20 protein-coding genes and 1 riboswitch are annotated in these 19536 nt (G+C 41.1%); of the genes, 17 read left to right on the top strand and 3 right to left on the bottom strand.

Annotation, left to right across the window (positions count from 1 at the left end):
• Positions 1–23: 23 nt before the first annotated feature.
• The 6 genes from NST57_RS13905 (at position 24) to NST57_RS13880 (ending at position 7449) form a co-directional block, all read left to right on the top strand.
• Positions 24–797 (top strand): electron transfer flavoprotein subunit beta/FixA family protein, encoded by a 774-nt coding sequence (locus NST57_RS13905; RefSeq protein WP_052321056.1) that lies wholly within the window; start codon positions 24–26, stop codon positions 795–797.
• Between the two features lie 44 nt (positions 798–841).
• Positions 842–1819 carry an electron transfer flavoprotein subunit alpha/FixB family protein gene (locus tag NST57_RS13900; RefSeq protein WP_007501631.1) on the top strand — a complete coding sequence of 326 codons (978 nt, stop codon included), beginning with the start codon at positions 842–844 and terminating at the stop codon, positions 1817–1819.
• 75 nt (positions 1820–1894) lie between these two features.
• A complete protein-coding gene (locus tag NST57_RS13895) occupies positions 1895–3373 on the top strand; it encodes an alpha-N-arabinofuranosidase (RefSeq protein ID WP_341298729.1) in 1479 nt (492 codons plus the stop codon).
• Between the two features lie 246 nt (positions 3374–3619).
• Entirely contained in the window at positions 3620–3934 is a 315-nt protein-coding gene (trxA, locus tag NST57_RS13890) for a thioredoxin (RefSeq protein ID WP_034320855.1), read from the top strand.
• 136 nt (positions 3935–4070) lie between these two features.
• Positions 4071–5843 (top strand): excinuclease ABC subunit UvrC, encoded by a 1773-nt coding sequence (gene uvrC / locus NST57_RS13885; protein WP_341298728.1) that lies wholly within the window; start codon positions 4071–4073, stop codon positions 5841–5843.
• Between the two features lie 61 nt (positions 5844–5904).
• Positions 5905–6082, top strand: a riboswitch (Lysine riboswitch).
• 131 nt (positions 6083–6213) lie between these two features.
• Complete coding sequence (locus tag NST57_RS13880; RefSeq protein ID WP_341298727.1) at positions 6214–7449, top strand: aspartate kinase; 1236 nt, start codon at positions 6214–6216, stop codon at positions 7447–7449.
• A 168-nt stretch (positions 7450–7617) separates the two neighbouring features.
• On the opposite strand, the gene NST57_RS13875 is transcribed toward NST57_RS13880, so the two are convergent.
• A complete protein-coding gene (locus NST57_RS13875; protein WP_008345974.1) occupies positions 7618–8061 on the bottom strand; it encodes a YslB family protein in 444 nt (147 codons plus the stop codon).
• A gap of 283 nt (positions 8062–8344) precedes the next feature.
• On the opposite strand from NST57_RS13875, the gene NST57_RS13870 reads away from it, so the two are divergent.
• The 5 genes from NST57_RS13870 to NST57_RS13850 all read left to right on the top strand — a co-directional run bounded on the left by NST57_RS13870 (position 8345) and on the right by NST57_RS13850 (position 12887).
• Positions 8345–8953, top strand: coding sequence for a succinate dehydrogenase cytochrome b558 subunit (locus tag NST57_RS13870; RefSeq protein ID WP_341298726.1), 609 nt, complete (start codon positions 8345–8347; stop codon positions 8951–8953).
• Positions 8954–8990: 37 nt separating this feature from the next.
• A complete protein-coding gene (sdhA, locus tag NST57_RS13865; RefSeq protein WP_007501620.1) occupies positions 8991–10751 on the top strand; it encodes a succinate dehydrogenase flavoprotein subunit in 1761 nt (586 codons plus the stop codon).
• Between the two features lies 1 nt (position 10752).
• Entirely contained in the window at positions 10753–11517 is a 765-nt protein-coding gene (sdhB, locus tag NST57_RS13860; RefSeq protein WP_072367454.1) for a succinate dehydrogenase iron-sulfur subunit, read from the top strand.
• A gap of 123 nt (positions 11518–11640) precedes the next feature.
• The gene (locus NST57_RS13855) at positions 11641–12099 is read left to right on the top strand and encodes an acyl-CoA thioesterase (RefSeq protein ID WP_007501614.1); all 459 of its coding nucleotides are present in this window, start codon (positions 11641–11643) and stop codon (positions 12097–12099) included.
• A gap of 71 nt (positions 12100–12170) precedes the next feature.
• Positions 12171–12887, top strand: a complete 717-nt coding sequence (locus NST57_RS13850) for a biotin--[acetyl-CoA-carboxylase] ligase (RefSeq protein WP_142155687.1) — start codon at positions 12171–12173, stop codon at positions 12885–12887.
• A 142-nt stretch (positions 12888–13029) separates the two neighbouring features.
• Here the strand turns inward: NST57_RS13850 and NST57_RS13845 are convergent, their stop codons facing one another.
• Positions 13030–14160 (bottom strand): PrpF domain-containing protein, encoded by a 1131-nt coding sequence (locus NST57_RS13845; RefSeq protein WP_142155686.1) that lies wholly within the window; start codon positions 14158–14160, stop codon positions 13030–13032.
• Between the two features lie 136 nt (positions 14161–14296).
• On the opposite strand from NST57_RS13845, the gene NST57_RS13840 reads away from it, so the two are divergent.
• From NST57_RS13840 to NST57_RS13820, 5 genes are all read left to right on the top strand, one after another.
• The gene (locus NST57_RS13840) at positions 14297–15157 is read left to right on the top strand and encodes a LysR family transcriptional regulator (protein ID WP_007501609.1); all 861 of its coding nucleotides are present in this window, start codon (positions 14297–14299) and stop codon (positions 15155–15157) included.
• 155 nt (positions 15158–15312) lie between these two features.
• Positions 15313–16629 carry a CitMHS family transporter gene (locus NST57_RS13835; RefSeq protein ID WP_025207747.1) on the top strand — a complete coding sequence of 439 codons (1317 nt, stop codon included), beginning with the start codon at positions 15313–15315 and terminating at the stop codon, positions 16627–16629.
• Between the two features lie 206 nt (positions 16630–16835).
• Positions 16836–17024 (top strand): helix-turn-helix domain-containing protein, encoded by a 189-nt coding sequence (locus NST57_RS13830; RefSeq protein ID WP_341298725.1) that lies wholly within the window; start codon positions 16836–16838, stop codon positions 17022–17024.
• Positions 17025–17185: 161 nt separating this feature from the next.
• A complete protein-coding gene (locus NST57_RS13825) occupies positions 17186–18289 on the top strand; it encodes an AimR family lysis-lysogeny pheromone receptor (RefSeq protein WP_341298724.1) in 1104 nt (367 codons plus the stop codon).
• A 19-nt stretch (positions 18290–18308) separates the two neighbouring features.
• Positions 18309–18443: a hypothetical protein gene (locus tag NST57_RS13820; protein WP_017358233.1), complete on the top strand. Its 135-nt coding sequence runs from the start codon at positions 18309–18311 to the stop codon at positions 18441–18443.
• A 225-nt stretch (positions 18444–18668) separates the two neighbouring features.
• Here NST57_RS13820 and NST57_RS13815 read toward each other — a convergent pair whose 3' ends face one another.
• A complete protein-coding gene (locus NST57_RS13815) occupies positions 18669–19097 on the bottom strand; it encodes a helix-turn-helix domain-containing protein (protein WP_341298723.1) in 429 nt (142 codons plus the stop codon).
• Positions 19098–19285: 188 nt separating this feature from the next.
• Here NST57_RS13815 and NST57_RS13810 point away from each other — a divergent pair, with 188 nt between their 5' ends.
• Entirely contained in the window at positions 19286–19489 is a 204-nt protein-coding gene (locus NST57_RS13810) for a helix-turn-helix domain-containing protein (RefSeq protein ID WP_341298722.1), read from the top strand.
• The last annotated feature ends 47 nt before the right edge of the window (positions 19490–19536 follow it).

The raw sequence follows: 19536 nt of genomic DNA, 5'->3' as shown, positions 1-19536 counted from the left end.
TACGACACAAGGGGGAGAAATGAATGAATATTTTTGTTTTAATGAAGCGTACGTTTGACACGGAAGAGAAAATCTCTATTCAGTCTGGTGCTATTCAAGAAGATGGGGCAGAGTTCATTATTAATCCTTATGATGAGTACGCAATTGAAGAAGCGATTCAGCTTCGGGATGAGCACGGGGGAGAAGTAACGGTCGTGACAGTTGGCAATGAAGATGCGGAGAAGCAGCTTAGAACAGCACTTGCAATGGGCTGCGATCAAGCCGTTTTGTTAAATGTTGAAGATGATTTGGAGGAGTGGGATCAATTTTCCGCTTCTACGATTCTATATCACTATTTCAAAGATAAAGAAGCTTCCTTGATCTTAGCAGGGAATGTAGCGATTGACGGCGGGTCTGGACAGGTGGCCCCGCGTCTTGCTGAATTACTCGGCTTTCCATATGTCACAACCATTACAAGTATTCAAATCGACGGCGGCACTGCTTCAATTGAGCGAGATGCAGAGGGTGATGTGGAAGTGATTTCTGCCGAGCTCCCGCTAGTGGTCACCGCGCAGCAAGGTCTCAATGAGCCTCGTTATCCATCGTTACCAGGCATCATGAAGGCAAAGAAAAAGCCTTTAGAAGAATTAGAATTAGACGATTTAGATCTAGATGAAGACGATGTGCCATTTAAAATCAAAACAATCGAACGTTTCTTACCGGAGAAAAAAGAGGGTGGCAAGGTGTTGAGCGGAGAGCTTCAGGATCAGGTCAAGGAACTGACAGACCTGCTAAGAAATGAAGCAAAAGTCATCTAAACATCCATTTTACGATATCACGAGAACAAGGGGGAGCTTAAAGGATGAGTAAAAAAGTTGTTGTACTTGGAGAAAGTCGTGACGGTAAATTAAGAAATGTGACGTTTGAAGCGATTGCTGCCGCTCACGAGGTGGCTGATGGCGGTGAAGTGATTGGCGTTTTAATAGGGGATCACGTCAAAGATCAAGCGGATGAACTGCTTTATTATGGAGCGGATCATGTGATGATCGTCGAGCACCCGCATCTTTCTTATTATACGTCTGATGGTTTTGCGCAGGCGCTTCAAGCAATATTAGATCAAGTCAATCCTGATGCAGTGCTCTTCGGTCATACATCGATCGGAAAAGACTTGTCGCCAAAAATAGCTGCACGCCTGCAAACTGGCTTAATTTCAGATGCAATAGATGTAAGCGTTACCGGTGAACATCTTGTTTTCACTAGACCGATTTATTCAGGAAAAGCTTTTGAAAAAGTCATTTCAACAGATCGTCTGCTTTTGGCTACTATCCGTCCAAACAACGTGGCACCGCTGGAGCGTGATGCGTCACGCAGCGGAGAAGTGACGCCAGTTTCTGTCGATATTCAAAACCTAAGAACAATCGTGAAGGAAGTCATTAAAAAAACATCAGAAGGTGTAGATTTATCTGAAGCGAAGGTCATTGTTGCAGGAGGACGAGGCGTCAAGAGCAAAGAAGGCTTTGAACCGCTGAAAGAACTTGCCCAAACACTCGGCGCAGCAGTCGGTGCCTCGCGTGGTGCATGTGACGCTGACTACTGCGATTATGCCTTGCAAATTGGTCAAACCGGTAAAGTCGTTACACCTGACCTTTATATTGCCTGCGGAATTTCAGGAGCCATTCAGCATTTAGCAGGTATGTCTAACAGTAAAGTTATTGTTGCGATCAACAAAGACCCAGAAGCTGAAATCTTCAAAATCGCTGATTACGGAATAGTTGGTGACTTATTCGAAGTCGTTCCGCTTTTAAATGAAGAGTTAAAAAACATGAATATCCACTCTTAACGCTCATACACTCAGAATGCCTAGGTATTCTGGGTTTTTTTGTATGTCATCACGAAACAAAGGAGCGGTTTATAAGTGAATGGGACACTAAAAGTCAATGAAGTGATTGGACGCATTTCTAAACACATCTATGGACACTTTCAAGAGCATTTAGGAAGAGGAATTTATGACGGAATTTGGGTAGGGAAAGATTCAGAGATTGATCATGTTGAAGGGATTCGTACTGATGTGCTAAAGGCCCTTCAAGCATTACATATCCCGGTGCTGAGGTGGCCGGGTGGCTGTTTTGCAGACGAGTATCATTGGGCAAACGGCGTCGGTGACCTTAGTGAACGAAAGCCGATGGTGAATACTCATTGGGGTGGCACCGTTGAATCAAATGCGTTTGGTACACATGAATTTATGAGACTGTGTGAATTACTTGAATGTGAGCCTTATATTTGTGGAAACGTTGGAAGCGGCTCTGTTCAAGAATTAGCAGAATGGATTGAATATATCACATTTCCTAAGGGGACACCTATGTCGGATTGGCGCATTCAAAATGGAAAACAAGAACCGTGGAAGCTGACGTATGTTGGTGTAGGCAATGAAAGCTGGGGATGCGGTGGAAATATGACGCCAGAGTATTATGCAGACTTATATAAACGCTACCAAACGTATGTGAGAGAATTTGCTGGTCAGCGCATTTACAAAATCGCATGCGGTGCGAATTCAAATGATGTGAATTGGACAAAAGTATTAATGGAGCGTGCAGCGCCGTGGATGGATGGGCTCAGTTTGCATTACTATACGGTCCCAGGAACATGGGAGAAAAAAGGGTCAGCGACCGATTTTGATGAGGATGAGTGGTTTACAACGCTGAAAAAGGCGTCTGAAATGGAGCGGCTTGTCGTGGAACACGGAAAAATCATGGATCGTTATGATCCAGACAAGCGAATCGGGATGATTATTGATGAATGGGGGACATGGTATGATCCAGAACCGGGGACAAATCCAGGGTTTTTGTATCAGCAAAACACATTAAGAGATGCCCTAGTCTGTGCCTTGCATTTTCATATTTTTCATCGCCATTGCCAGCGGATTCATATGGCGAATATTGCCCAGACCGTCAATGTTCTGCAAGCGATGGTGTTAACGCAGGACGAGAAGATGCTCCTGACACCTACCTATCACGTATTTCACATGTTTCAAGTGCATCAAGAAGAAGAAGCGCTTGAAGTAGAATTAAATGCCCCTTCGTATGAACACCGGGGTGAAAAAATGCCTCAAGTCAGTGTGTCAGCCTCGCGGTCATCTGACAAGATGCATATTAGTTTATGTCATTTGAATCCCCATGAAAAAGCAAACGTATCTCTTGCGATAGAGGGAATGGATGCAAAAACGAAGGTCACTGGCCGTGTGCTAACATCTGATCGGATGAATGCGCACAATACGTTTGATGATCCTCATTCCGTTCAGCCTGCGGACTTTCGGCAATTTGCTGTGAAGCACGGCGAGCTGACTATGGATCTCCCGCCTATGTCGGTTGTAATGTTGACTGTCGATCTGGCTTGATCGCATATTTCAATGTTTGATGAGAAGAATGTTGGGGCATCATACATTGTAAATGAAGCGGAAAGGGAGTTATGTCATATGCTTAGAACCATTCTGATGATCATTGGTGCGATTGTTGTTATTGGTGCGATTATACGGTTTGTTTTTTAATTCATTTCATAAAAAATGATTCGTAAGCATTTCATTCGCAAGTCGCATTGGTAGATGCTATACTAAAAAGCATAATTTACATTGGAGGAATGAATAATGGCAATCGTAAAAGCTACTGACGCAACATTTTCACAAGAAACTGCAGAAGGTGTTGTTCTTGCAGACTTTTGGGCACCATGGTGCGGACCTTGTAAAATGATTGCTCCAGTTCTTGAAGAACTTGATCAAGAAATGGGCGATAAAATGAAAATTGTTAAAGTTGATGTGGATGATAACCAAGAAACTGCTGGTAAATACGGCGTTATGAGTATCCCAACACTTCTTGTTTTAAAAGACGGTGAAGTCGTTGAAACGTCTGTTGGTTTCAAACCAAAAGAAGCACTAGCTGAGCTTGTAAACAAACATCTATAAACCGATCTATGCCCGCGTGGCATGATCTCGAAAGCGGTTCTCGTATAGAGAGCCGCTTTTCTTTCATCGTGGTATAAAACAAATGTTCGTGATACACTAGAAGGAGTGAAAGAGGAAAACAAGGACGGATGAAAATATGAACAAATTGATCAAAGAAAAGCTGTCAGTCTTACCTGATCAACCAGGCTGTTACTTAATGAAAGATAGACAAAATACGATCATTTATGTGGGAAAGGCAAAGGTATTAAAAAATAGGGTCCGCTCTTATTTTACAGGATCTCATGATGCCAAAACGCAACGGCTTGTCAGTGAAATCGAAGACTTTGAATACATTGTCACCTCTTCAAATATTGAGGCACTTATTTTAGAGCTGAATTTAATCAAAAAATATGACCCGAAATACAATGTCATGCTCAAGGATGACAAAACGTACCCTTTTATTAAAATTACGAATGAACGTCACCCTAAGCTGATTGTCACCCGCAATGTGAAAAAGGATAAAGGGAAATACTTCGGTCCATATCCGAACGTACAAGCAGCAAGAGAAACGAAAAAGCTGCTCGACCGTTTATATCCACTTAGAAAATGTGCGACACTCCCTGACCGAGTCTGTCTTTATTATCATCTTGGGCAATGCCTTGCTCCGTGTGTGTATGACATTTCTGAAGAAACGAATAAACAGCTCGTCGATGAAATCACAAGATTTCTAAACGGAGGACATCAGCAAATCAAGAAAGAATTAACAGAGAAGATGCAAGAAGCGGCCGAACAATTAGAGTTTGAGCGGGCAAAAGAACTGAGAGATCAAATCGCTTATATCGACTCAACGATGGAAAAGCAAAAGATGACGATGAGTGACTTATCTGATCGCGATGTGTTTGCCTATGCTTATGATAAGGGCTGGATGTGTGTCCAAGTCTTCTTCATCAGACAGGGGAAATTAATCGAACGTGATGTCAGCCTATTTCCGATGTATCAAGACCCTGAGGAAGAATTTCTCACGTTTATGGGGCAGTTTTATGAAAAAAACAACCACTTTTTGCCGAAGGAAATTTTGGTGCCGGACAGCGTCGATCAAGAGATGATTGAGCAATTGCTTGAAACGAATGTTCATCAGCCAAAAAAAGGAAAGAAAAAGGATTTGCTTTTACTTGCCCACCAAAACGCCAAAATTGCTCTCAAAGAAAAGTTCTCGCTTATAGAGCGTGATGAAGAACGGACAATTGGTGCAGTGGAGCAGCTTGGCGATGCACTCAATATTTATATGCCATACCGGATTGAGGCATTTGATAACTCCAATATTCAAGGAGCAGACCCCGTATCCGCTATGGTTGTCTTCCAAGACGGGAAGCCGTATAAAAAAGAATACCGAAAATACAAAATTAAAACCGTTGAGGGCCCCGATGATTATGCATCCATGCGTGAAGTCATTAGAAGGCGGTATACCCGTGTGTTAAAGGATGAACTGCCGCTTCCTGACTTGATTTTAATCGACGGAGGAAAAGGACAAATCAACGCAGCCATAGATGTGCTCGAAAATGAATTAAATCTGTCTGTTCCTGTGGCAGGTCTTGTGAAAGATGAAAAACACAGGACATCGAATCTGATGATGGGTGATACGCTTGAAATGGTTGCGCTCGAACGGAATAGTCAGGCCTTTTATTTATTGCAGCGCATTCAAGATGAAGTGCACCGATTTGCGATTAGTTTTCACCGGCAGCTGCGCGGGAAGAATGCATTTCAGTCTATTCTAGACGATGTCCCAGGTATCGGGGAAAAGCGCAAAAAGCAGTTACTTAAACATTTTGGCTCTGTGAAAAAGATGAAAGAAGCCTCTATCCAGGATTTTCAGGACGCTGGTATTCCGAAACAAACGGCTGAACTTTTAATGGAGGCATTAAAAAAATAGATTGTACTTTTTCCAAAAGTCTGTTAAGATGTGACTAATTTAATAAATGAACGTGTTGTTTGTTGAAGATAGAGGTGCGAACTTCAAGAGTAAGCCTTCAGAGATCGAGGGGATCTAGGAAGAGGGCTGAAAGGGGAGCGTCGCCGAAGTGAATAAAATCCACTCATTTTATTCGCTGGCTGTACATTGAAGAAATGTAGGGCTGTCAAGAATTCATTTCTTGGAGGGCTATCTCATTGTTTGCATCGTTTGATGATGATTTTAAAGCAATGGGAGATTTGTTCTCTCATTGCTTTTTTATTTGCAGTGACGAGAGCAGTCTCCGCAGCCTCTTCTCTCACACGTGATCTTTTGAAAAAGGGTGGTAGACATGGGACTAATTGTACAAAAATTTGGTGGAACATCTGTTGGATCGACAGAAAAAATTCGCAATGCCGCAGAGAGAGTCATCGCTGAACGCGAGGCCGGAAATGATGTGGTCGTGGTTGTGTCTGCGATGGGCAAATCAACGGATGTTCTAGTAGACCTAGCGAAAGAACTCACAGATGATCCAAGCAAAAGAGAAATGGATATGCTACTGACAACTGGTGAGCAGGTGACCATTTCATTATTAGCGATGGCGCTCCAAGCAAAAGGTTATGATGCCATTTCCTTTACAGGCTGGCAAGCTGGGATGAAAACAGAGAAGGTGCACGGAAATGCAAGAATCGTGGACATCGATGAAACAAGAATCAAAGAAGAACTGAGTGCGGGAAAAGTCGTCGTTGTAGCAGGTTTCCAAGGAATTGCGGATGATCTACATATTACAACACTTGGGCGTGGTGGATCAGATACGACTGCTGTGGCACTAGCTGCGGCACTCAAAGCGGACAAATGTGATATTTATACGGACGTACCAGGTGTGTTTACAACAGATCCTCGTTATGTGCCGTCTGCGCGAAAACTTGCAGGAATTTCATACGATGAAATGCTTGAGTTAGCCAATTTAGGAGCAGGTGTGCTGCATCCGAGAGCGGTCGAATTTGCGAAAAATTATCAAATCCCGCTAGAAGTCCGTTCTAGTATTGAAAATGAATCGGGTACGCTCATTGAGGAGGAATCATCCATGGAACAAAATTTAGTTGTAAGAGGAATTGCATTTGAAGATCAGATGACACGCGTGACGGTATGCGGCCTTTCAAGCGGTTTAACAACGCTGTCGACTATTTTTACGACACTAGCGAAGCAAAATATCAATGTCGATATCATCATTCAGTCCGTTACCAGCACGAATCAGACGTCAATCTCTTTCTCTGTCAAAACGGATGATTTGTCTAAAACAGTTGAAGTATTAGAAGAATACAAAGGTGCGCTTGGTTATGAGCAGATTGAGACAGAAAGCAAATTAGCCAAAGTATCCATCGTGGGTTCTGGTATGGTTTCAAACCCAGGCGTTGCGGCTGAAATGTTCGCTGTGTTAGCGCAAAAAGACATTCAGGTAAAAATGGTCAGTACGTCTGAGATCAAAGTCTCAACAGTCGTTGATCGTGAAGATATGGTGAAAGCTGTAGAAGCCCTTCATGATGCGTTTGAATTATCAAAAGTGAGCGCAGCTGCTCATTCTTAAATCTTCAAAAGAGGTGTATCTCATGAAAAGATACACCTCTTTTTTATATTGGAAATCATCAGCATATGAAGAAAGGAAAACGTGCGTAAACCGGTACGCCAACTGTGCTATGATAGAAGGGTATATAAAAAAGGCGTGACACGAAGTCATCGCCTTTCATAAACAGTGTTAGCTAGGGTCTCTTAAATCCCATTTAACGGTTAAAATGACTTTATCAGCACGCTTTTTTACTTGTTCATAGGATTCAGCCACGTGCTCATTGAGAAGCTGAATCTGTTCAGCGATAAAACCTGCTTCCATTTGAAAGCATGGCTCCTTTTGATAGCTGAGTCGATTCGATACAAGTGGACCTTCGAGCTCAAACTCAATTTCCTGTTTTTTAGAATGGACCATCGTGAGAGTTCCCCATCCGGCATCATGGAAAAATTCGGGGATCTTCTCCCATGACTCTTGAGGAAATTTACGAGCAAGCAGTTTACCCGCAAAATACATCATAGATGAATGATCCTGACCAAGGATGTCAGGCAGCAGAACTTCGCGTATCAGCTCGTAGGCAAATCCATTGACTTCAATTTCTTTTAGCTGTTCTAAGTTAGATTCAAATTTATTCATTGTATGGCTCCCCTCTTTCAACAATTTATTATAGCTTATGTGGGCATATGATGACAGAGTTTTCCCTGAAGTCTAAGAAATTCTTATTGTAGTAAAACGAATTTTGATTTAAAACTTTTAAATTTCGGAAAATTTTAATTTATGTACGCGGTTTCTTGACGCTTTTTTGACATAGGAGTAAAATGAAATTGTCAATAAATTTGAATAAAGTGCTTACAATTGAAAGAAGCGGGGGTAAGACAATTTTCAAGCAATTGCACTTTTTTTACTAGGGGGTAAAGTAATGTCGGGGAACAAAGGATTTTTTTATCGGAGATTGCATTCTTTGCTTGGCGTCATTCCGGTCGGTCTATTTTTAGTACAGCACTTAGTGATTAACCACTTTGCGACGAATGGACCAGAGGCGTTTAACAAAGCTGCACACTTTATGGAACAGCTTCCATTCAGATATGCACTTGAGCTGTTCGTGATTTTCTTACCACTGATCTATCATGCTGTTTATGGGGTGTACATAGCCTTTACGGCACAAAACAACACGTCTCGCTTCAGTTACTTAAGAAACTGGTTGTTCAGACTGCAACGGATTACAGGTATTATCACATTGATTTTTGTCACTTGGCACGTATGGGAAACACGCATTCAAGCGCAGCTTGGTGCTGAAGTAAACTATGACATGATGGCGAATATTTTAAGCTCTCCATTTATGCTAGGTTTCTATATTGTCGGCGTTTTATCTACTATTTTCCACTTTGCTAATGGCTTGTGGTCATTTGCTGTCAGCTGGGGAATTACAGTTTCACCACGCTCACAAAGAATCTCCACATATGTGACATTAGGTATATTTATAGCGCTTTCATATGTAGGGCTAAGAGCAATTTTCGCTTTTGTTTAAGAGGAAATAGATTAGTAGAAGAGGGAGAGGGGCTACAATGAGTAATTCTAGCATCATCGTTGTCGGAGGCGGCTTAGCTGGTCTCATGGCAACTATCAAAGCAGCAGAAGCGGGAACAGCTGTTAAACTATTTTCAATCGTACCTGTGAAACGTTCGCATTCTGTTTGTGCACAGGGCGGAATTAACGGAGCGGTCAATACAAAAGGTGAAGGAGATTCACCTTACGAGCATTTTGATGACACGGTATATGGCGGAGACTTTTTAGCTAACCAGCCGCCAGTAAAGGCAATGTGTGAAGCAGCGCCGTCCATTATCCACTTACTTGATCGGATGGGTGTAATGTTTAACAGAACACCAGAGGGATTACTGGACTTCCGCCGTTTCGGGGGAACACAGCACCACCGTACAGCATTTGCTGGTGCAACAACAGGTCAGCAGTTATTATATGCACTAGATGAGCAGGTTCGCCGCTATGAAGTAGCGGGGCTTGTGACGAAATATGAAGGTTGGGAATTCCTTGGCGCTGTCTTAGATGACGAGGAAGTATGCCGAGGCATTGTCGCACAGAACTTGACGACAATGGAAATCGAATCTTTCCGTTCAGATGCTGTCATCATGGCAACAGGCGGCCCTGGTATCGTATTCGGTAAATCAACGAACTCCATGATTAATACCGGATCAGCTGCATCGATCGTTTATCAGCAAGGTGCTCATTATGCTAATGGAGAATTCATTCAAATTCACCCAACAGCGATCCCAGGAGATGACAAGCTGCGTCTCATGAGTGAATCGGCTCGTGGTGAAGGTGGACGTGTTTGGACATATAAAGACGGAAAACCTTGGTACTTCCTTGAAGAAAAGTACCCAGCATACGGGAACCTTGTACCACGTGACATTGCAACGCGTGAAATTTTCGACGTATGTGTGGAGCAAAAGCTTGGCATCAACGGAGAGAACATGGTGTACCTAGATCTTTCTCACAAAGATCCAAAAGAGCTTGATATTAAGCTTGGCGGAATCATTGAAATCTATGAAAAATTCATGGGTGATGACCCGCGTAAGCTTCCGATGAAAATTTTCCCGGCTGTTCATTATTCAATGGGCGGATTATGGGTTGATTATGATCAAATGACGAATATCAAAGGCTTGTTTGCTGCAGGAGAATGTGATTACTCTATGCACGGCGGAAACAGACTTGGTGCAAACTCATTGCTTTCTGCGATTTACGGTGGAATGGTTGCTGGACCAAATGCTGTGAAATACATTAGCGGTCTTGAAAAGTCTGCAGAAGATTTATCATCTGCAACATTCGACAGTGCCGTGAAGAAAGAGCAGGAGAAATGGGACAACATCCTTAGCATGGATGGCACAGAAAATGCATATGTGCTTCATAAAGAGCTTGGAGAATGGATGACGGACAACGTGACAGTGGTTCGTTACAACGAGAAGCTCTTAAAAACAGATGAGAAGATTGAAGAACTGATGGAGCGCTATAAGCATATTAACATCAACGATACAGCTTCATGGAGCAACCAAGGCGCTGCCTTCACGCGTCAGCTTGACAACATGCTTCAGCTGGCACGCGTCATTACGATTGGGGCTTACAACCGGAATGAAAGCCGAGGCGCACACTATAAACCGGAATTCCCAGAAAGAAACGATGAAGAATTCCTAAAAACAACGATGGCTACGTTCAAAGGGAAAAACCAAAAACCTGCATTCCACTATGAGGACGTCGATGTATCGTTAATTGCACCTCGTAAACGAGATTACTCGAAGAAAAAGGTGGAGAAATAAGATGAGTGAAAAAAACACGATTCAATTTATTATCACACGTCAAGATACAGCAGATGGCAAGCCTTATGATGAGGAATTCGAAATCCCTTACCGTCCGAATATGAACGTCATTTCCGCACTCATGGAAATCAGACGTAACCCGGTCAATAAAAAAGGTGAAAAAACAACGGCGATCAACTGGGACATGAACTGTCTTGAAGAAGTATGCGGCGCTTGTTCCATGGTCATTAACGGAAAGCCTCGCCAGTCTTGTACTGCACTGATTGACAAGTTAGAGCAGCCGATTCGTCTTCAGCCGATGAAAACGTTCCCGGTTGTGAGAGACTTGCAGGTTGATAGAAGCCGTATGTTCAATTCATTGAAAAAAGTCAAAGCATGGGTGCCAATCGATGGCACATATGATCTTGGACCTGGACCAAGAATGCCTGAGAAAAAGCGTCAATGGGCGTATGAGCTTTCAAAGTGTATGACATGTGGTGTCTGCCTTGAAGCTTGTCCAAACGTGAATGATAAGTCTTCCTTTATGGGCCCTGCACCGCTTTCACAAGTTCGTCTATTTAACGCACATCCGACAGGTGCAATGAATAAGTCTGACCGTTTAGAAGAAATTATGGGTGATGGCGGTCTTGCAAACTGCGGGAACTCTCAAAACTGTGTGCAGGCTTGTCCGAAAGGAATCCCGCTCACAACATCAATTGCAGCACTTAACCGAGATACAACATTACAAGCTTTCCGTAACTTCTTCGGAAGCGATCACGCAGAATAACATCACATTCAGTCCTCCTTGCCAATCATGATGAGTGTTTACAAGAGGCTGGATGCAAAAACATAACAAACGCCTCTTCCAATACGGGAGAGGCGTTTTGTTTGCGAATAAGGAGTGGATCAAATGAGGCTGCCGTCATATATTGAAGAACCGTTTGAAGAGTGGAGGGCATCGTTTCGATTTTATGTGGAAACAACCGTCCGTTTTTCAGAAACGGATATGTTTGGTCACATGAACAATGTCACCCCGTTTGTGTATTTTGAAGAGGCGCGGATTGCCTTCTTTCAAAAAACGGGAATTGTAGATAAACGAATGAAGCGCGCGAGAGAGACGATTACGGTCGTGGCAAACCTTCAATGTGATTACATCAAGCAAGTGGAAATCGGTGAGAGGCTGCGTGTGTATGTAAAGCCGGAAAAGGTTGGATCAAGCTCTCTCATCCTTCATTATTTAGGAGAAAATGAGCAGCAAGAACCGTGTTTTACAGGCTCTGTCACGATGGTGCAAATAAGTAAAGACACCGGTGCCCCTGTACCGTTTACAGAAGAGGAAAAAGAAACTTTTCAAGCACAGCGACATTAAAGAATCACGGCTGAATGCTTCATTTTGTTATAATAAAAAGATCAGATGAAGATGAAACAAAAGGAGATCACATGAAGATTTTTCAATACGACACCATTGATAGTACAAATAATGAAGCGAAAAGGCTCATTCAGCAAGGGGAAACCCCTTCATTTGCCGTATATGCCCGGCAGCAGACAGCAGGGAGAGGCAGGCTTGGCAGACCGTGGGAAACGCCTACAGGGAATGTGGCTGTCACGATGACAGTAAAACCGCCAGTAGATATCTCCACCCAATCAACGATTGCCCCGCTGACGGCACTCGCCATTTATGATGTACTCAAACCACTCATGAGAGAAGATGATCAGCTAGCAATCAAATGGCCAAATGATCTATTGATTAATGAAGCGAAAGTATCTGGCACATTAATTGAAGCAGACCGCAGCGCCATCTACATCGGTGTAGGCATCAATGTACAGACGAAGCCGGAGCAAGTTCCGTATAAAACCGTTTGCTTATCAGAACTGACTCATGTGAAAGCGGACCAGCTAGTGAAAGATTTGACAGCTGCCTTTGAAAAATACCATACACGCTGGCAAATGGAAGGATTTGAAGCCCTCACTGCCCTCTATAACAAACGATTATATCGTCTGAATCAACCGCTTCGTATTTCATTAGATCGTGAAAAGCAAACATGGCAGGAAGGGATTTGCTGCGGTGTGAACCGTTATGGTCATATTCAGTTAAAAGATGATCAAGGACATATAAAAGCCCATTCAGCAGGAGATATTGATGCACCGCCCAAGTAGACACTTTCTCGTTCGATTAGTGTGTAGACAAACCGTTGCATTCGGTGTTAGAACGGAGTTGCTTTAAGATCTTCACACTGAAAAAAGACAAAGAGCTAAAATCAGTTCATTTTAGCTCTTTGTCGACAAGATGACGTCTCATTTATGCTTCTCTTTTTATTTGAGGTTGAACCATGTAGTCTTTTTTTGTAAAGACCACTCCATCTAGGATTTCTCTTGCGGTTCGAATGACTTTCACTCTGTTTTGTGAGATATCAATTTCAGTTTGCATAATACCAGCAGGATGACCAATTCGAAGTGTATCATCTTGACCTTCAAACAGCTGTGCCGGAAGCGTTTGATCCATGAAACAGCTGGCTGTCACGCAGACAGAGCCGGTAATGGCAAGTGCTTGGTGCGGTCTTTGCATCGATAGCATCCGAACGATGATGTCCATATCTGCTGCTCTTCTCAATATTCCATTTGTATCTACATAATCAGCAGGCTCGCTAATAATTGCAAGCTTTGGAACAGCTGGAGACTGTAATGTGGCCAGTTCTTTTGGTGCAAAATGGCACATTTCAGCAGCGATGGAACGAATCCCTTCTAAATCATCCAGCAATTCGTCTGTAAACTTCTCAGGCAATTCAATTCCTTTTAATTGAATATCATTGGCACGGACAAAGGCGATTGGATTTGCAATGTCAACGATTGAGATTGGAATCTCTCCAAACTTTGTCTGGATCGTATCCATTTTGTTTCCAGTTGGAAAGGTTTTACCTGTGACAGCGCCTTCAGGTTTCTCAAAGGATAAATAAATGGGAGAACCTGTTCCTTTCACTCCTGGAATTTCTGCCTGTCCTTCAAATTTTACTTCTCCGTTCTCGACTTCTACCTCTGCCACAATGATTTTATTCGTGTTGGTATTCAGAATACGTACCGTTGTGACAGGCTCAACTGCTTGGACAAGTCCTTTAATGATGGCATACGGCCCAACCGCTGATGAGATATTCCCACAGTTTCCCTTAAAGTCGACAAATCTTTCATTGATGCTGACTTGTGCAAACGTATAGTTCACATCCACATCTGGACGAGTGGCTTTATCGATAATGGCCACCTTACTAGTTAAAGAATTACCGCCCCCGATTCCATCAACTTGGAGCCGGTCGGGGCTGCCCATAATGTCTAATAGAAATGCTTCGAGCTCATCGTGTTCGTACGGTGCATCATTGGCTTGAATGAAGACCCCTTTGCTTGTGCCGCCTCGCATGATTGTGATTGGAACTTTTCTCATTGCTCTCACCCTCAATTGTATTAGTTACTATTTATCTAATCAAAATGGTAAAGTATAATAAGAAATAAGTTAAATACATTATTTTAAGAGAAACCGATAAAATATTTTTATAACAAGGTCAAAAGGAGGACACACAATGGATGAGAAAGATTGGCGGTTTTTAAAGGTGCTATATGAAGAGAAGAACATCACAAAAGCGGCAGAAAAATTATTTGTATCGCAGCCTGCCTTAAGTTATCGATTGAAACAGCTTGAAGAGGAATTTGACATGAAGCTTTTCTTTAAAAGAAAAAGAGGCATTGAATTTACATCAGAGGGCGAATACTTGGCTAAATACGCAAATGACATGCTCAAGCAGCTCCAGCAAACGAAAGATGGCATGCTCAATATGCAAAAAAAGGTCAAAGGAACGATCAGGTTAGGGGTGTCGAGTAACTTTGCTCAATATAAATTGCCGGAAATTTTAAGAGAGTTTTCTAAGCAGTATCCACATGTTCAATTTATGGTGAACACAGGATGGAGCACAAAAGTCATGGATTTATTAGGTACATCAAGTGTACATTTAGGGATTTTAAGAGGAGATTACGACTGGAATGGAGAGCGATTTTTGCTTGATAAAGAACGCCTTTGTATCATTTCAAAATCAGAAATACAGCTAAAGGATCTTCCTAAGTTGCCGCTCATTGACTATCACACGGATAGTTCATTAAAACGATTGATTAACAGATGGTGGCAGGAGACGTTCACGATGCCTCCGCTTGTGACAATGGAGACAGACAGGCAAGATACATCAAAAGAGATGGTGAAGCATGGTTTAGGTTATGCCATTGTCCCGGAAATTTGCCTCAGACCAAGTGATGAGCTATTTGTAAAAGGTCTTTCGTATAAAGATGGACAGCCTGTTTTAAGAGATACATGGCTCATGTACCAGCCGGATTCCCTTCATTTGTCTGTTGTGAAAGCATTCATTGAGTTTTTAAGAAGTCAGCAAGGCTAATTATAAAAAAAATTTATTGAATAGACGAAAAAATCGATATTTTCATTATAAAAAAAGCTATTATATCCTTGAAATAGAAAGCGCTAACATTTCGGGCCACAAGTGCAAAAGGGGTGCTTGTGGATCGTGTAAAGAAGAGGATGGAGGGATATGAAGTGCTAGCTATTTTAGGGATTTTGATGGTCGTGACTTTTACATTTCTTATTATGACAAAACGTATGCATCCGGTGGTGGCTCTAACCGTTGTGCCAATCATCTTTGCATTAATCGGTGGATTTTACAGCGGATTAGGGGACATGATGCTTGATGGACTCAAGACCGTTGCACCATCTGCTGCTTTATTGTTATTTGCCATCTTATTTTTCGGTGTCATGCTGGATGCTGGATTGTTTGACCCATTGATCAAACTGATTTTACGTCTTGTGAAAGGCGATCCGGTCAAAATTGCTTTTGGGGTAGCGATTTTGTCTATGCTTGTTGCATTAGATGGTGATGGGACGACAACGTACATGATTACCGTATCAGCTATGCTGCCACTTTTCTTAAGAATTGGGATGAACCCGCTGATTTTAGGGACAATTTCATTATTATCACTAGGCATTATGAGTGGAATGACGCCTTGGGGCGGTCCAGCTACTCGTGCGATTGCTGCACTTGGTTTAGATGCAGCGGAATTCTTCATTCCATTACTCCCGACGATGATAGGGGGCGGTCTTTTTATCCTTTTTACAGCGTATGTTCTTGGAAAAAAAGAACGGAAGCGCATTGGGGTTGCCGAGATTCAGTATAAAGAAGAGGTCTCGATCTCTCCTGAATTGGCGGCATCAATTGAAGATGGCGTAGCTGATATGAAGAGACCAAACCTGATTTGGGTCAACTTCTTCCTGACGATTGCTGTCATGGTCACACTTGTATTGGATATCGTACCGATTCCTGTACTCTTTCTCATTGGCTTTGTCATTGCGCTTATGATCAACTATCCAAAAGTGGAAGATCAGCGTGAGCGGATTTTATCGCATGCAGGAAATGCCTTAACGGTCATTACCCTTGTGTTTGCAGCAGGGATTTTCACAGGCATTTTTTCGGGAACAAAAATGGTGGAGTCCATTGCTCACTTGGTCATTTACATGATTCCAGATTCATACAGCTCATTTTTTCCACTCATTGTCGCTTTGACGAGTATGCCATTTACATTTGTTCTTTCAAATGATGCGTATTATTTCGGGGTGCTTCCGATCTTAGCTGAAGCCGGCGCAGCTTACGGAATTGATCCAGTAGAAATTGCGCGCGCTTCTATTATCGGACAGCCTGTCCATTTGCTGAGTCCGCTTGTGGCTTCCACATTACTGCTTGTGAGTATGTTGAATAAAGATATTGGTGATTTGCAAAAGTACGCACTGCTATGGACCGTACTCACAGCCCTGTTTACAACACTTATTGCTCTTTTAACAGGAGCCATTTCGATATTTTAAAAGCTTGTTTGATAAAGGACGATGTCTCTATAGGGGACTCGTCCTTTTTTGTGCGGTTTGAAGGGGAGGAAATTGGACGCTCATCTGCGGGAATTCTCGATTTTAACGTCACCTACCTCAAGTACCCGGCATATGATATCTCGACTATACAGAATCCCATTCTATAGAGACTAGAGCTCTCACCTTAGCAAGGAGGGTTACAATACTTGAAGGAGAAAGAGTTTCAATCCAAGCCGCTATTAACCAAAAGAGAAAGAGAAGTATTCGAATTGCTCGTCCAAGATAAAACAACAAAAGAAATTGCAAGCGAGCTTTTTATTAGCGAAAAGACTGTTCGAAATCATATTTCGAATGCTAAGCATACCTTTTACAAATTAATCTCTCAAACAAAATAACTTCAAAAGACATATGTTAATAAGTTACACAAAAGGGTTATAATTGAATCGTAAGGAATAATTACTTGTGTATTAGAGCAAAAATTCATACTTCTGCGACAATTTCCGACAACATTTTTTTGTACTTCATGATAAATTTAACAATGGTAAGGTGATCATATATGACAAGTACAATCGCGAAAGACTTACGGACACATTTAAGAAACTCAATAGAAATGTCTAGAGAAAGTCAAAAACAAGTTGCAACAAAACTGGGGATAAGCAGTAGTTATTTAAGCAAATTTTTAAATGGTAAGGATGTCTCGTTCTGGATTGTTCATAAGATCATTAATTACATTGACAAGGAGAACGAAATTGAACTTATTTTAAATTATTTTAAAGAAGGTATTAGTTCTAAAAATATTCCAGCTGCTTTGGAGTATTGTTATTCCAAACAATTGTACGATAATACAAGAGTTATTGCACAGGAATATAAAAACAAAAGGAATCCCAAGACTCAAGAGTTATGCTCTTTATATTCACTAATGATAGAGTCCAGATTTACATTCGAAAGTAACGTTTTTTTAGATAACCTGAGAAAGTTTAAAACCACATTTTTGGAAACTGAAATTATGGTGAAGGTCTTACAAATTTATTACTATTATTTGAATGGACTTTATGATTTAACTATTTATACGATTGATCAAATAAATGATTTGTTGCTTCAGGTTAGTGATCCGTTTCTAAAAATGGCATACGGAGCTAGGTTAGATGAAATTCAGGTTAATATTTACTTGAAGCAAAAGACAGAATTAATCCAATCGAGAAGAATTGCTAACAGAATTTTGGACAGAAATTTCAGCACAGCACACAACATTACTGCTTATCATGTTTTAGGTCTTTCATATTTTCTAGAATCCTATGAACAATCAATTTCTTATTATCTTAAATGTATTGAACTCTATTCAAAGTTCCCTGATAGACAGGCCGAAATAATTGAGAATAAGGAAGAAATAACTTTTCTTCAAAAATACTGGAATAAAAGAATTAATGATGAATTTGCAGTGAGTGAATTCAGCAGGTTATTAAAACATGATGGGGATTTAAGTAAATTTTATCAGGATGATAGATATAATAAATATGCACTTCTTTTTGATGGAATAACAGAATCGTCATCTGAAAAGTTGCTATTATCACATCATTATTTTTCAAAAAGCAAAGATTATTTCAGGGCAAGTTTCCCAAAAAATGAATTGAATAGAATTGGATTTAGGTATACACTCTAAGAGTTAGGGGGTGCTATACATGACTAAACGTTTCAATGTAATTGTTTTAACAGTTACACTAGGAGCAACAATAGTTGTTTCGGAAATTCACTCACTTATCACTAACAACCCAGAAACAATATATGAAACAAAAGATGTAAGACCGGGAATGTAAATATAAGATATGAAAAAGACGTTACCTGTAATCAGGTACCGTCTTTCGTGTTTTCTGGGGAAGTTTCCTGTTTTCAAAAAATACGAAAACAGGAAATTATAACAAATATATCCAATGTGGATTGAAACATATATAGAACGAGTGTTCTTTGGAGGGAAGAGAAATGGCTATAAAATATGAAGAATTAATGGAAATCATAGAAGCAACAAAAAAAGAAGATCAAAATCAATCCTCTTCAGGTGAATCGTCTTCTAAAAATTTAGCCTTAGAAGCTCTGTAATTCTTAAGGGCATCTAGCATGAAATTACGCTCATCATCTGTTATTTGTTTACCATCTGCATCTATAATGTTTGCATTTTGGATATTCTCAAGAGTTAGTTCTTTCGCGAAAACTACTTTCTCAGCTTCTTTACCCATTTTTTCAAGGTCCCTCGGATCAGTCACAAAGTAAGTGGGATCAACATTGAAAAAATCTGCGAGTTTTGTCAAAGCTTCCAAAGAAGGACTTTTAATTTTACCCGTTTCGAGTTTTGATAAATAGCCGTTACTTAAACCAACTTCTTGAGCAAGCTTCCTGATAGAGAGTTTTGGTTTTTGGTCGTTTCTCAGTCTTTTTAAGTTTATTCCAATTAATTCAATTTTTTTATTATTCAAAAAAGGTCACCTCAATTTACACCATTAACACTGACTTCAATATTAAAATTAATACTGTTTTCAATATCAATTATAACACGTTTAAGTTTCCTACAAGAAACATTTATGAAATTTATGGTTGCACTATAAGCAGAAGGATGGTATATTTTATTTGCGCTTCCTATAAGAAGCGTTTAGGGGGTGAAACAATGTACCACGAAACTTCTACTTTTGCAGAAAAGATTAAAAAACTAAGGTCAGAGAGAAATGAAACTCAACGTCAATTCGGCTTGGTTACAGGGTTTTCTAGCTCTTATATTTGTAAGTTGGAAAAAGGAAAAGCAAACCCTTCGCACTCTTCTTTAGTTCAACTAAGTGAAAAATTAAATTTGCCACCGGCTTATTTTTTTTAACCCAAGTGCTTCCTATAGTAATCATAATTCGCAGGGTAGTCCCATTG

Origin of the sequence: Bacillus sp. FSL M8-0077, from assembly GCF_038050255.1 — a bacterium.
GTDB classification, from domain to species: Bacteria; Bacillota; Bacilli; order Bacillales; family Bacillaceae; genus Bacillus; species Bacillus altitudinis.
Note: the sequence above shows the minus strand (reverse complement) of the source record. Positions and strands in the feature narration are given on the sequence as shown.

What these genes read in the sequence shown, in the direction of transcription:
- NST57_RS13875 (WP_008345974.1), bottom strand. Translation starts at nt 8,061, where the DNA reads ATGAATAAATTTGAATCTAACTTAGAACAGCTAAAAGAAATTGAAGTC.
- NST57_RS13820 (WP_017358233.1), top strand. Translation starts at nt 18,309, where the DNA reads ATGACTAAACGTTTCAATGTAATTGTTTTAACAGTTACACTAGGAGCA.
- NST57_RS13900 (WP_007501631.1), top strand. Translation starts at nt 842, where the DNA reads ATGAGTAAAAAAGTTGTTGTACTTGGAGAAAGTCGTGACGGTAAATTA.
- NST57_RS13905 (WP_052321056.1), top strand. Translation starts at nt 24, where the DNA reads ATGAATATTTTTGTTTTAATGAAGCGTACGTTTGACACGGAAGAGAAA.
- NST57_RS13880 (WP_341298727.1), top strand. Translation starts at nt 6,214, where the DNA reads ATGGGACTAATTGTACAAAAATTTGGTGGAACATCTGTTGGATCGACA.
- NST57_RS13850 (WP_142155687.1), top strand. Translation starts at nt 12,171, where the DNA reads ATGAAGATTTTTCAATACGACACCATTGATAGTACAAATAATGAAGCG.
- NST57_RS13855 (WP_007501614.1), top strand. Translation starts at nt 11,641, where the DNA reads ATGAGGCTGCCGTCATATATTGAAGAACCGTTTGAAGAGTGGAGGGCA.
- NST57_RS13825 (WP_341298724.1), top strand. Translation starts at nt 17,186, where the DNA reads ATGACAAGTACAATCGCGAAAGACTTACGGACACATTTAAGAAACTCA.
- NST57_RS13840 (WP_007501609.1), top strand. Translation starts at nt 14,297, where the DNA reads ATGGATGAGAAAGATTGGCGGTTTTTAAAGGTGCTATATGAAGAGAAG.
- NST57_RS13870 (WP_341298726.1), top strand. Translation starts at nt 8,345, where the DNA reads ATGTCGGGGAACAAAGGATTTTTTTATCGGAGATTGCATTCTTTGCTT.
- trxA (WP_034320855.1), top strand. Translation starts at nt 3,620, where the DNA reads ATGGCAATCGTAAAAGCTACTGACGCAACATTTTCACAAGAAACTGCA.
- uvrC (WP_341298728.1), top strand. Translation starts at nt 4,071, where the DNA reads ATGAACAAATTGATCAAAGAAAAGCTGTCAGTCTTACCTGATCAACCA.
- NST57_RS13845 (WP_142155686.1), bottom strand. Translation starts at nt 14,160, where the DNA reads ATGAGAAAAGTTCCAATCACAATCATGCGAGGCGGCACAAGCAAAGGG.
- sdhA (WP_007501620.1), top strand. Translation starts at nt 8,991, where the DNA reads ATGAGTAATTCTAGCATCATCGTTGTCGGAGGCGGCTTAGCTGGTCTC.
- sdhB (WP_072367454.1), top strand. Translation starts at nt 10,753, where the DNA reads ATGAGTGAAAAAAACACGATTCAATTTATTATCACACGTCAAGATACA.
- NST57_RS13810 (WP_341298722.1), top strand. Translation starts at nt 19,286, where the DNA reads ATGTACCACGAAACTTCTACTTTTGCAGAAAAGATTAAAAAACTAAGG.